The sequence below is a fragment of the Actinophytocola sp. genome, assembly GCF_009379765.1.
Lineage (GTDB): Bacteria > Actinomycetota > Actinomycetes > Mycobacteriales > Pseudonocardiaceae > Actinophytocola.
The window spans coordinates 28,966-41,789 of the sequence record NZ_WHTD01000063.1 but is presented as its reverse complement, the minus strand read 5'-3'; the positions used below and the strand labels follow the sequence as shown (position 1 = coordinate 41,789).

Genomic DNA, 12,824 nt, shown 5'->3' with positions numbered 1-12,824 from the left:
GTGGCGGTCGCAGCCGCGGCCGCCCGCACCACGGCCCGCTCGGTGGCGGCGGCACCGTGCGGCCGAGGACCGACGCCCACGCCCCCGCGACCGCCGCGCGGACCGCGAACCTCTCGTCGTCGGCCGCGAGTGCGGTGAGCCGGTCGGCGGCGGCCGCCGCCTCGCCCGCCTCACCGGTGACGACCGCCCGCTGCAGCGACCACCAGGCCAGCGTGGCCGCACCCCACGGCGGCCCGCCGGCCCGGCTCACCGCCGCAGCCATGATCGCCACGATGGTGTCCTTCTCGACCGGGGCGACGAGCGCCGCACCGACCGACAGCTCGCCCCACGCGTCGAGCAACAGCAGTTCGACGTCGGCGCCGGCCACCACCGGCGCCACCCGGTGCCAGGTGGCACGCAACGCCTCGTCGTCGCCGGCCCGCCGGGCCAGGCCGACGGTGACCGCCGCGGCGAGCACGGCGTCCCGGCGCAGTATCGGCGTGCCGCTGGCGGCCGAGAGCCCCGCGCGGGCGTCGGCCAGCCGGCCGGCACGCAGGTCCAGCCACGCCTTGAGCAGGCTCCGCCGGGTCGTGAACGGGCGGTCTGCGTGCGCGGTCAGCATGTCCCACGCGACCGGGTCGTTGCCGCCGGCGGCGGTGACCGTCACGGCGAGGTCGGCCCACCGCTCGGAGGCCATCGGGTCGGCGGGCACGGTGGCGACGGCCAGCCCGGCGAGCCGGCGCGCGGCCATCTCGAACTCGCCGCGGGTGGCGGCCAGGGTCGCGCTGACGCCGTCGAACAGGACGCTGAGCCCGCGAGGCGCGGCACCGGGCACCATTCCGCGCGCGCCGTCGAGGTCACGCTCGGCGGTCTCGATGTCGCCCACCAGGCCCGCGGCGAGCGCGGCCCGGCCACCGGCCAGCGCGCCCGGCACACCGTCCAATGTGGACGCGACGCCGCGCCAGCGGTCGGCCGCGTCCAGCAGCGCGCCGTCGGCGGCCGTCGCCGCCGCGGCCACCCCGGCGGCGAGGCCGTCAGGGTCCACGCCGCGGGCGAGCGCCCGGTCGGCCGCCTCGATCGCGGCCGCGATGTCACCGGCCCGCCACGCGCGGTCGGCCAGCACGCCGTCCGATCGTGGGTCGTCGTGGGTCGGTCTGGATAACTCCGTCGCGATCATTATCGGTCTCCCCCAGGCTGGTTCGGGTCCGCCGACCGCTCGGCGGGTGTGTCCTCCGGGCCGTCCGGCGCGCTCGGCGCCGTGGTGGTCGGCGGCTCGCTCGGGGTGGGCTCGGGGGGCGTCGTGGTCGTGGTCTCGGTCGGCTCGCTCGTGGTCTGCTCGGTCTGCTCGGTCTGCTGGGGCTCCTGGGTCCGGCGACGCCGGGGCGTCTCGGTGGGCTCCTGCGGTGAGTTCGGCGCGGTCGTCGTCGGGGATGGCGGCGTGGTGGGGTCCGACCGCTCGGTGCTCTCGATCGTGCCGGCGGGGTCGATGTCGGCATCCGCGTCCTTCGGCCCGAAGTAGTGGCTGCCCAGGGCGATGCCGCCGGCCACCACGAGCGCGAGGAACGTCGCCGCCGAGGCCGCGACCGAGCGCCGCAGGCCGAAGGGGCCGGGCTTCTCCGTGGCGGGCGGGCCGACCGGCACCGGCGGGCGGGGCGGGCTCGGCAGGTTCTCGCCCTCGTGCGGCGCGGCACGCAGCGCGATGCGGGTCGGTTCCGACTGCGGTCGGGCCGCCGGCACGTCCGCCTCGAGGCCGCCCACGGCGAGGGCCGCGCCGACCGCGGTGTCGCCCTTGGGGTCCGCGGCGACCGTGACCGGCCGGCCGAGGATCTCCGAGACCACCTGGGTGACCAGCGGGATCCGTGCCGAACCGCCGGTCAGCAGCACGGTGGTCACTTCCTCCGGCTCGACCCCGGCGGAGCCGATCGCGCGGACCAACGTCGCGGCGGTCTCCTCGACCGAGGGACGGATCAGCTCCTCGAACTCGGCGCGGGCGAGCCGCACGCGGGTGTCGATGCCCGGCAGGACCACCGGGACCTGTACGTCGGTGTCGGCCGAGAGCGCCTCCTTGGCCAGCGCGCACTCCCGGCGCAGCCGGGCGACGCCGGTCAGGACGGCCGGGTCGGTAGCGTCCAGCGCGGCCCACTGCTCCCCCAGAGCGGTGCGCACGTGCTCGAACACGAGCTCGTCGAAGTCCAGGCCGCCGGGGTCGAGCTCCTCCGGCCGGCCGGCCGGCGCGAACTCGCCGTTGGCGAGCCTGCGCACGACGGCCGCGTCGAGGCCGGTGCCGCCCAGGTCGTAGACCGCCACGAGCTCGCCGGTGGACACCGGCGTCCGGTCGGCGTGGGCCTGCGCGGCCGCCTGCGCCGCGGACAGGAACACCGTCGCGCCCAGCCCTTGCGCCGACAACGCCGCACGGAGCGACGCGATCCGGTGCTGCCCCCAGCCGGCCGGATGCGTCAGCGCCACCCGCGTGGCCGCGCCACCCGCGCGGGCGGCGACCGTGGCGACCACGTGCGAGACGAAGTTCGCGGCGAGTGCCTCCGCGGTCACGGTCACGGCACCGAGCCGCAACGGAGTGTCGTCACCGACCCGGCGGGTGAACTGCCGAACCACGTTGCCCGACTCCGCGAGCTCCCCCAGCACCAAGGATCCGTCCGGGCCGACCCCGGCCACGGACGGCAGAAACGCGGCCCGAGTGCCCAACCGCACCACTTCCGCGCGTCCGGCGCGGCAGACCGCCGCGGCGGTGAATGTTGCCCCTAAATCGACTCCTATCTGGTAGGACATCGCGCTTTCCCCTCTCGCTCTACCAGCCCAATCGGATTCGATACGGAAACGCGGACGGTTTGGTTCAAAAGAATCTTCGGGGTACAGGGAAAACCCCGTAGTCCGTCCGGCGCCCCCGTCGCCGACCCCGGTACCAGGCACGACACGAACAGGTGGTCGCCCGGATGGCAGGGCCCGCCGGCGAACCTAACTTTGGTGTCAGCCGGACGAACGCTCCGGTAGGCGCCACGGGAGTCGTTGCGCCTCACCAGATAACCAGGAGTGCACAATGACGAACCCAGTCCCCATCAACCTGAGCGACTTCCTCGACAGCGTCGCGAACGTCGACCTGACCGCGGTGCTCGACCAGGACTCGACCCAGGAGCAGCAGGCGGCCGAGGTCGCCCAGCAGACCGCCGACCAGGCCAACGACCAGACCGCGGCGCAAGGGTCCGAGCAGGACCAGGACACCACCACGGTGACCGACACCGAGGCGGGCGACGGCGGCAACGGCGGGATCGCGCTCGGGGGCAACGGCGGCAGCGCCGACGGCGGCAGCGGCTTCGGGGTCGGCGGCGACAGCGGCCCGATCAGCCAGTCCGGCCAGGTCAACGTCAACTTCGGCAACAGCACCGCCGGTGACGGCGTGGGTGTCGGGGGCAACGGCGGCAACGCGGGCGACGGTGGCAACGCCGACGCCGGCGGCGGCGCCGGTGGCAACGCCGAGTCCGACGTCGACGTCGACGCCGACCAGAGCAACGAGCAGGACGCGGACCTGGACAGCGACCAGGACGCGGACCTCGACACCGACCAGACCACCGTGCAGGACGCGGACAACGACCAGGACCAGGACTTCGAGGCGGACATCGAGAACGAGATCGAGTCCCGACTGGACGACCTCGACCTGTCCTTGTGACCCAGGCGTGGGTGGCCGGGGCTGCTGTGCCAATTCCCGGTGAGGGCGAAGCCGGAGGCACGACTCCGATCTGACCGCGGCGGTTGGCGACGCCGACTCCTCGGGCAGACCTCCGGCCCACCCTCGCTCGTCGGAAGCCCTCACTGAGCGCGCCCCGGCCACGCACCATTTCTGATCCACTGTGGAGGGATCGCCATGACGTCCATGCCCGCGCTCATCGACTTCCTGATGAGCCTGATGCGCGACGAGAAGACCCGGATGGACTTCGAGCGGGACCCGGACGGCCTGCTCGCCGACAAGGGCCTCGAGTCGGTCACCGCCGCCGACGTCCGGGACGCGCAGCTGATGATGAGCGACAGCGGTTCGGCCCATCCCCGGCACGGCGGCTCCAGCTCGGGTGGCCACAACGACCCGGTGCAGGAGATCCGGCACACGACGACGACCTTCGAGATCGACCAGAGCCAGCACACCGAGGTCGGCGACGTGAACCAGCAGTTCACCATCTTCGACATCGACGACCGGGACACCACCGTCATCGACTCGTTCAACTCCGACAACGACACCGAGGTCATCGCCATCCAGGACAACGACACGACCGAGGTGATCAACGTCGAGGACTCGTTCAACGACGAGACCGACGAGTCCGGCGAGACCCCGGCCGACGGGCCCGCCGAGGACCCCGAGGTGTTCATCGACGACCCGGTCGAGGCCGGGCCGGAGGACGTGCCGTTCGGGACGGAGCCCGAGATGAGCATCCAGCCCGTCGAGGACCCCTCGGAGCTCGACGAGCCGGACGCCGAGATCGACGCCGACGCCGCGATCGCGTGAGGTGACGACGATGGCGGCGATGGCGAAGCCGGTGCAGGCGGTGGACCTCGCCCTCGGGGCGCTCGCGGGATACGAGCGCCCCGACCTCGAGGCACGGCTGCGGCAGGCGAAGAACCGGCTGCTCGCCGACCACGTGCGCGTGCTCGTGGTCGGCGAGTTCAAGAAGGGCAAGAGCATGCTGGTCAACGGGCTGGTCGGGGCCCCGGTGTGCCCGGTGCTCGACGACCTGTCGACCGCGGTGCCGACCGTGGTCAAGCACGCCGACGCGCCGTCGGTGACGCTGGTCCGAGTGCTCGACACCGGTGACATCCAGCGCATCCCCGTGCCCATCGAGGACATCGCGAGGTACGCGTCGGAGTCGGGCAACCCCGGCAACCGGGAGCGGCTGAGCCAGGTCGAGATCGGCATGCCGCGGGCGGTGCTCGCGGGCGGGCTCGTGCTCGTGGACACCCCCGGCGTCGGCGGGCTCAGCTCCGTGCACGCCGCGGCGACGATGGCCACGCTGCCCGCCGCCGACGCCGTGCTGCTCGTGTCCGACGCCTCGCAGGAGTACACCGCGCCGGAGATCGAGTTCCTGCGGCAGGCCATCAGTGTGTGCCCGAACGTGGCGTGCGTGCTGACCAAGACCGACCTGTACCCGGACTGGCGCACGATCGCCGACCTCGACCGCGGGCACCTCGCCCGGGCCGGCATCGAGGCGCGGCTGTTCACCGTGTCCTCGACCATGCGCTGGCAGGCGCTGCTCACCGAGAACGAGGAGCTGCGGGCCGAGCTGTCCGCCGAGTCCGGCTACCCGCCGCTGGTCCGCTACCTGCGCCAGGACGTCGTCGCGAAGGCCGACGAGCTGGCCCGCCGGTCGACCGTGCACGACGTGCTCGGGGTGACCGAGCAGGTCGCCGGCGCGCTGCGCACCGAGGAGTCCACGCAGGAGAACCCGGAGCGCGTGCAGGAGGTCATCAGCAGGCTGACCGCCGCGGAGCAGCGGGCCGCCGGGCTGAAGGAGCGGTCCGCGCGCTGGCAGCAGACCCTCAACGACGGGGTCGCCGACCTCAACGCGGACATCGACTACGACCTGCGCGACCGGCTGCGGGAGATCGTCCGCGACGCCGAGGAGGCGATCGTCAACGGCGGCGACCCGACCAGGACCTGGGACCAGTTCCAGAGCTGGGTGGAGCAGTCCGCGACCTCCGCGGCGTCGGCCAACTACGTGTGGGCCACCCAGCGGGCCCGGTGGCTGGCCCAGCGCGTCGCCGAGCACTTCGACGAGGAGCGCGCGCACCTGCTGCCGGCACTGCGCATCGAGCCGTCGGACGCGTTGCGGTCCGTGCGCACGATGACCGTGCGGGAGAGCGAGACCTTGGGGGTCGGGAAGAGGTTGCTGACCGGGGTCAAGGGCGGCTACATGGGCGTGCTGATGTTCGGCATGCTCGGCACGCTGGTGGGGTTCACCCTGCTGAACCCGATCTCCATCGGCGCGGGCCTGCTGATGGGCCGCAAGTCCATCGGCGACGAGCGCCGCCGGATCATCACCAAGCGGCAGAACGACGCCAAGGCGGGACTCCGCCGCTACATCGACGACGTCACCTTCCATGTCAGCAAGGACTCGCGCGACATGCTGCGCGGGGTGCAGCGGGTGCTGCGCGACCACTTCACCGCGCTGGCCGAGCAGATGAAGCGCTCGCTGCAGGACTCGTTGCGGGCGGCGGAGAAGTCGGTCAAGACGACGCAGGCCGAGCGGGACGCCCGGCTCGCCGAGATCCGCGCCGAGCTCGCGCGGCTGGACCAGGTGGCGCAGCAGGTCCGGACCCTGCTGCCGGTGGAGCGGGTGGCGGCATGACGCTCTCCCACGCCGTGCGGCACGTGCTGGCCGGCGCGCTGGCGACCTACGGCGACCAGCCGCGCACCGTCGACCTCCTGCGCCGCCAGCTGGTCCGGCTGGACGAGCCGCTGCGGGTGGCGATCGCCGGCAAGGTCAAGGCCGGCAAGTCGACGCTGCTCAACGCGCTCGTCGGGGAGGCGGTCGCGCCGACCGACGCGGGCGAGTGCACCCGGGTGGTGACCTGGTACCGCAACGGGCCCAACCCGCGGATCGTCATGTACCCCAAGGACGGCGGCCCCGCGCCGCTGCCGGTGGTCCGCCGGGACGGGGCGTTGGAGATCGACCTGGGTGCCACGCCCGCCGAGCGGCTGGACCGGCTCGTCGTCGACTGGCCCGCGCAGAGCCTGCGGGCCACGACGCTGATCGACACCCCGGGTGTCGCGTCGATCAACTCCGGGGTCTCCGACCGCACCGCGCGGTTCCTCGAGCCGGACGACGACACCCCCACCGAGGCCGACGCGGTCCTCTACCTGATGCGCCACCTGCACGTGGCCGACGCGGAGTTCCTCGAGTCGTTCCGGGACCAGGGCGTGGCGCGGGCGACCGCCGTCAACACGGTCGCGGTGATCTCCCGGGCCGACGAGATCGGCGCCGGCCGGTTGGACGCGATGTTCTCGGCGCGGGCGATCGCCACCCGCTACCGGACCGAGCCCGCGCTGCGCGGGCTGTGCCAGAACGTGGTGGCGGTGGCCGGGCTGCTGGCGCACACCGGCCGGACGCTGCGCCAGGCCGAGTTCGTGGCGCTCACGGCGCTGGCCGGTGAACCACGCGAGTCCCTGGACGCCGCGTTGCTGTCGACCGACCGGTTCCTGCGCGGCTCGTCGGCCGACCCGTCGGTCGAGACCCGGCGCGCGCTGGTCCGCCGGTTCGGGCTGTTCGGCATCCGGGTCGCCACCTCGCTGATCCGCCAGGGCACCCGGACCCCCGCCGCGCTCGCCGACGAGCTCGTCACCCGCAGCGGGTTGGGCGAGCTGCAGCGGGTGCTGCAGGTGCAGTTCGGCGAGCGCCGGGACCTGCTCAAGGCCCGCTCAGCGCTGCTGGCGCTGGACTCGGTGGTCCGCGCCGACGGCGACGCGCGCGGGCTGGGCCGGCAGGTCGAGCGGATCCTGGCCGGCGCACACGAGTTCGCCGAGCTGCGGCTGCTCAGCGCGCTGCGGTCGGGCGGGGTGACGCTGCCCGCGCCGCTCGTGCAGGAGGCCGAGCAGCTGCTCGGCGGCACGGGCAGCGCGCCGGCGGTCCGGCTCGGCCTGCCCGAGGACGCACCGCACGAGGAGCTTCGCCGGGCCGCGTACGCCGCGCTGCGGCACTGGCAGGCCCAGGCGGAGAACCCGATGTTCGGCCGCCGCGCCGCCGACGCGTGCCGGACCCTCGTGCGGACGTGCGAGGGCGTGCTCGCCCGGGCCGAGTTCCCCGCGGCCGGTGCGACGATGGGGCGATGAACAGCCGGTACGTGGACCTGAGTCATCCCATCGAGCACGGCATGGTCACCTACCCGGGCCTGCCCGGCCCGGCGGTCAGCACCCACCGGGAGCGGGTGGCGACGGCACCCGGGTCCGGCGTGTCGTTCCACATCGGACGGATCGACCTGGTGGCCAACACGGGCACCTACGTCGACGCGCCGTTCCACTTCCACGCGGGCGGCGCCGACATCGCCGGGCTGGCGCTGGAGCGGCTGGTCGACGTGCCCGCGGTCCGGGTGTCCGCATACGGTCGCCCGGTGCTCGGGCCGGACCTGTTCGGCGAGCCGGACCGGTTGTGGGGCAAGGCGGTCCTGGTGCACACCGGCTGGTCGCGGCACTGGGGCACGCCGCGCTACGGCGAGGGTGCCCCGTACCTCACCGCCGCCACCGCCCGCTTCCTCGTGGACGCGAACGTGGCGGTGCTCGGCGTCGACGCGGTGAACGTCGACGACCCCACCGACCCGGCGCGACCGGTGCACGACACGTTGCTGGGCAACGGGATCCCGATCATCGAGCACCTGACCAACCTCGCCGCGCTGCCGGCGGAGGGGTTCCGGCTGACCGCGCTGCCCGCACCCGTGCGCGGCATCGGCAGCTTCCCGGTCCGCGCGGTCGCCGTGCTGGCGTGCGGGTGAGACCTTCCCCAGGACGACCAGGGGCCGCAGACTGCTGGCCGTGACCCTCACCACCGGGCGCCCCGCGCCGCGCTTCCCGGCCGACCTCGAGACCGCCACCGTCGCGCGGCTCGCCCACCTCCTCGACGCCCACGCGATCACCGGCGTCGGCCTCACCAGGGCCCACCTCGCGCGGATCGAGGCGCTCAACCCGACCCTCAACGCCGTCCGGGCGCTCAACCCGCACGCGGTCGCCGAGGCCGAGGCGGCGGACGAGCGGCGGATGGAGGGCGGCGGCGGGCCGTTGCTCGGCATTCCCGTGCTGGTCAAGGACAACATCGACGTGCGGGGGATGCCGACCACCGCGGGCTCGGTCGCGCTCGCGAACTCCTACCCCCACGCGGACGCCCGGCTCGTCACCAACCTGCGCGACGCGGGTGCGGTGATCCTCGGCAAGGCCAACCTCACCGAACTCGCCAACTTCCTCGCCGAGGACATGCCCGGCGGCTACAGCTCGCTGGGCGGCCAGGTGCTCAACCCGTACGACGCGTCGCAGTCGCCGAGCGGGTCGAGCGCGGGCTCCGGCGCCGCGGCGGCCGCGGGACTCGCGCCGCTGACCGTGGGCACCGAGACGTCCGGGTCGATCCTGAGCCCGGCGGCGGCCAACTCGGTCGTGGGCATCAAGCCGACGGTCGGGCTCATCAGCCGCACCGGGGTCGTCCCGATCGCCGCGAGCCAGGACACCGCGGGACCCATGACCAGGACGGTCGCCGACGCGGCCGCCGAGCTGACCGCGCTCACCGGGGTCGACCCGCTCGACCCGGCCACCGCGGACAACCCGTTGGCGGGCCACGACTTCACGACGAACCTGCGGGCCGGTGCGTTGCGCGGCGCCCGGATCGGGGTGGTGCGGAGCGAGGTCCCGGACGAGGGCGGCGACAACCGGACGCTCTGGGACGCGGCGGTGGCCGAGCTGACCGGCCTGGGCGCGACGCTCGTGCCAGTCACCCTCGACACGAGCGGCGGCTTCCCCGAAAGGTCGACGGTGCTGCACTACGAGTTCAAGCGCGGCCTGAACGCCTACCTCGCCCAACTGCCCGGCACCGCCCCGGTGCGCTCGCTCGCGGAGTTGGTCGCCTACAACGGCGCCCACGCCCCGGTAGCGCTCAAGTTCGGCCAGGCACGGGCACTCACGTCGCAGGCTATGAACCTCTCCCCCGGCAGCGCCGACACGGCCCGCTACGAGGTGGACCGGGCCAGGGACCTGGCCGACAGCAGGGGCCGCATCGACGCGGTCATGGCCGAGTACGACCTGACGGCGCTGCTGTTCGCGGGCGCGGGCGGCGCCTCGATCGGCGCGCAGGCGGGCTACCCGTCGATCGCCGTGCCGGCCGGCTACCAGGCCGCGAACCGGCGTCCGTTCACCATCGTCCTGCTGGGCCGCGCCTGGACGGAGCCGACGCTGATCGGCTACGCGTACGCCTACGAGCGGGCCAGCACGCTGCGGCGGGCGCCCTCGGCGCTCAACCCGACGTTGTTCCGCGCCGCGCCGTGACGCCCGGACCGGACGGCGCTCAGCGTATGGGCCGGCCCGCCTCGTGCGCGGCGACCAGGAACGCGCGGGTCGCCGGGGCGACGCTGTCCGCGTGGCGGCCGTCTTGTCGCGTTCGGGACCGTTGCGCACGTAGTGTCTAATGGTATGATAGTTAGCACTTCGGGTGGCCGGGAGGGACCAGAATGCTCAGACCAGAGCTCAACGAGTTTTTGACGCAAACCGGGCCCGGTACGCCGATGGGGGAACTCTTCCGGCAGTACTGGGTGCCCGCGTTCCTCGCCGAGGAACTGCCCGAGGACGACTGTCCACCGGTCCGCGTCAAGATCCTCTCCGAACGGCTCATCGGCTTCCGCGACAGCGCCGGACGGTACGGGCTCATCGACGAGTTCTGCGCGCACCGCGGCGCGTCGCTGTGGTTCGGGCGCAACGAGGAGGGCGGCCTGCGGTGCGCCTACCACGGCTGGAAGTACGACGTCACCGGCCAGTGCGTCGAAGTCCCGTCCGAGCCCGCGAACAGCAGCTTCTGCACCAACGTCAAGCTCACGTCCTACCCGCTGATCAAGGTCGGCGACCTCTTATGGACCTACCTCGGCGACCCGGCGAAGCAGCCGCCGCCGCCCCAGTTCGAGTTCGTCCACGTGCCGCCCGAGCAGACCTACTCCTCCAAGCGCTGGCAGGAGAGCAACTGGCTGCAGGCGCTGGAAGGCGGCATCGACTCGAGCCACGTGTCCTGGCTGCACTCGGGTGCGCTCAACAACGACCCGCTGTTCAAGGGCGCCCAGGGCAACAAGTACAACATGGCCGACCTCAAGCCGTTCTTCGAAGTCGCGGAGGCCGACGGCGGCCTGTTCGTCGGCGCCCGGCGCACCGCCGAGAACGGCAACTACTACTGGCGGATCACCCCGTGGGTCATGCCGGCGTTCACCCTGGTCCCCCCGCGCGGCGACCACCCGGTGCACGGCCACTTCTGGGTGCCGATCGACGACGAGAACTGCTGGGTCTACACCTTCGACTACCACCCGGTCCGCGCGCTGACGCCCACGGAGCGGCAGGCCATGGTGGACGGCTTCGGGGTGCACAGCGAGAACATCCCCGGCACCTACCGGCCGGTGCAGAACAAGGACAACGACTACCTGATGGACCGGGCGGCGCAGAAGCGCGGCGAGCACTACTCGGGCATCAAGGGCATCGCGATCCAGGACGCCTCGCTGCAGGAGAGCCTGGGCCCCATCGTCGACCGCAGCAAGGAACGGCTCGTCGCCGCGGACAGCGGCATCATCAAGGCGCGCCAGAAGCTGCGGAAGGCCGCGATCGCCCTGCGCGACGACGGAACCACGCCCCCCGGGGTCGACCCGGCGCACCACCGGGTCCGGTCGGCCGCGGTCCTGCTGGCCAAGGAGGAGTCCTTCCTCGAGGCGAGCCGGGACGCGGTCACGGTCAAGCCGGGCGTCCCCCAGCACTCGGTGTGACGATGAAACCCATCCTGCTCAACAGCTGCGCCAAGGCGGCGACCGCGAAAGAGGCCCGGTTCCGGATCAACGCACCGATCGCGCCCGCCCGCGCCACCCGGGTGGTGGCACTCGACGCCGCGGCCGCGCCGGTGGTGCGGCGCGTCGCCGAGCAGGAGTGGGCCGACGCGCGGTTCTTCACCGCCCGCCCGCCGCGCGGCAACGGCGCCGGACACCTGGCCGACCTCGTGCTGGTGGGCACCGACGGCACCGAGTCCCGGCTGTCCGACGTGCTCACCGGCGCGGACGTCGCGGTGATGGTGGCCACCGACGACGACGGCGCCGAGGCCGCCTCGGCGATCGGGGACGCCTGCACGCTGCGCGGGATCATGACGGCGGGCCTGGTGCTCGCGGCCGGGCACGGCGGTGCCGGCGGGCCCGGGTACAGCGTCGACGGGCATGCCGGCGCTGCGGTGTCCGCGCTGCGGCCGCACGCCCGGGTGATCATGGTGACCTACGACGAGCACGACGTGTCCGAGGTGCTCACGGCGCTGCGGGCCTAGGGGGCACCGATGGACGGGAAGGTCACGCTGCCGGCGGTGCAGGCGATGAAGCCGGCCGGCACCAAGATCGTCGGCGTGGTGGTCTGGGACTACCAGATGGCGCGGATCGTCGACCGGGCCGGCGTCGACATCATCTCGGTCGGCGACACGGTCGGGGTCAACCTGTGGGGCCAGGCGAACCCGCTCGAGATCACGATGGACGCGATGGTCCTCGTCGCCCAGGCGGTTCGCCGCGGGGTCACCCGGGCGCTGGTCAGCTGCGACTTCCCGTTCGGCCCGTTGCAGGAAGGTCCGGACAGCGCGGTGCGCGCGGCCATCCGGCTCGTCAAGGAGGCCGGCGTCGACCTCGTGAAGCTCGACGGCGCGGCCGACCACCTCGACGCGGTCACCGCGGTCCACCGCGCGGGCATTCCGGTGTTCGCCCAGTTCGGGATCACGCCGCAGACCGCGCTGCGCTACGGCGTGGCGTACCCGGGCGCCGCGAACGCCACGGTGCCGGTGGAGCTGACCGACGAGCTCGTCGCCGAGGCGAAGCGGCTGGAGGCGGCCGGCGCGTCGCTGCTCAACTTCACCAACTCCGGGCCGGTCGTGGGCGCCGAGGTGGCGCGGGCCGTGTCGATCCCGGTCGTCGGCGGCTTCGGCGGCGGCCCGTGGCTCGACGGCAGGATGCGGATGGCCAACGCGGCCATCGGCTACGCCGCGTCGGGGCTGGACGACCCGCCCGACACCTACGCCAACGTGGCCCGGATCAGCTACGACGCGATCACCGCCTACGCGTCGGACGTGCGCGCCGGCCGCCAGGTCAAGGGCCGCTGA

At 73.4% G+C, this 12,824-nt stretch carries 10 protein-coding genes and 1 pseudogene; 9 read left to right on the top strand and 2 right to left on the bottom strand.

Going from position 1 to position 12,824, the window contains the following annotated elements:
* Window positions 1-1,156 (bottom strand): annotated as a pseudogene (locus tag GEV28_RS20200) (hypothetical protein); the annotation flags it as partial.
* On the bottom strand, window positions 1,156-2,682 hold the full coding sequence (locus GEV28_RS20195) for an Hsp70 family protein (protein ID WP_291413657.1): 1,527 nt from the start codon (window positions 2,680-2,682) through the stop codon (window positions 1,156-1,158). The pseudogene GEV28_RS20200 and the gene GEV28_RS20195, both read right to left, overlap by 1 nt.
* A gap of 352 nt (window positions 2,683-3,034) precedes the next feature.
* Between GEV28_RS20195 and GEV28_RS20190 the strand changes: the two genes are divergently transcribed.
* The 9 genes from GEV28_RS20190 (at window position 3,035) to GEV28_RS20150 (ending at window position 12,824) form a co-directional block, all read left to right on the top strand.
* The gene (locus GEV28_RS20190) at window positions 3,035-3,661 is read left to right on the top strand and encodes a hypothetical protein (RefSeq protein ID WP_291413656.1); all 627 of its coding nucleotides are present in this window, start codon (window positions 3,035-3,037) and stop codon (window positions 3,659-3,661) included.
* Window positions 3,662-3,856: 195 nt separating this feature from the next.
* Window positions 3,857-4,489, top strand: a complete 633-nt coding sequence (locus GEV28_RS20185) for an IniB N-terminal domain-containing protein (RefSeq protein ID WP_291413655.1) — start codon at window positions 3,857-3,859, stop codon at window positions 4,487-4,489.
* 10 nt (window positions 4,490-4,499) lie between these two features.
* Window positions 4,500-6,326: a dynamin family protein gene (locus tag GEV28_RS20180; RefSeq protein WP_291413654.1), complete on the top strand. Its 1,827-nt coding sequence runs from the start codon at window positions 4,500-4,502 to the stop codon at window positions 6,324-6,326.
* Complete coding sequence (locus GEV28_RS20175) at window positions 6,323-7,807, top strand: dynamin family protein (RefSeq protein ID WP_291413653.1); 1,485 nt, start codon at window positions 6,323-6,325, stop codon at window positions 7,805-7,807. Before GEV28_RS20180 ends, GEV28_RS20175 begins: the two co-directional genes overlap by 4 nt.
* Complete coding sequence (locus GEV28_RS20170; RefSeq protein WP_291413652.1) at window positions 7,804-8,463, top strand: cyclase family protein; 660 nt, start codon at window positions 7,804-7,806, stop codon at window positions 8,461-8,463. The genes GEV28_RS20175 and GEV28_RS20170 overlap by 4 nt, the downstream gene beginning before the upstream one ends.
* Before the next feature lie 40 nt (window positions 8,464-8,503).
* Window positions 8,504-9,997, top strand: coding sequence for an amidase family protein (locus GEV28_RS20165; protein WP_291413651.1), 1,494 nt, complete (start codon window positions 8,504-8,506; stop codon window positions 9,995-9,997).
* A 236-nt stretch (window positions 9,998-10,233) separates the two neighbouring features.
* Window positions 10,234-11,466 (top strand): Rieske 2Fe-2S domain-containing protein, encoded by a 1,233-nt coding sequence (locus GEV28_RS20160; RefSeq protein WP_291413650.1) that lies wholly within the window; start codon window positions 10,234-10,236, stop codon window positions 11,464-11,466.
* A gap of 2 nt (window positions 11,467-11,468) precedes the next feature.
* Window positions 11,469-12,008 (top strand): hypothetical protein, encoded by a 540-nt coding sequence (locus GEV28_RS20155; RefSeq protein ID WP_291413649.1) that lies wholly within the window; start codon window positions 11,469-11,471, stop codon window positions 12,006-12,008.
* A gap of 9 nt (window positions 12,009-12,017) precedes the next feature.
* A complete protein-coding gene (locus GEV28_RS20150; protein WP_291413648.1) occupies window positions 12,018-12,824 on the top strand; it encodes a 3-methyl-2-oxobutanoate hydroxymethyltransferase in 807 nt (268 codons plus the stop codon).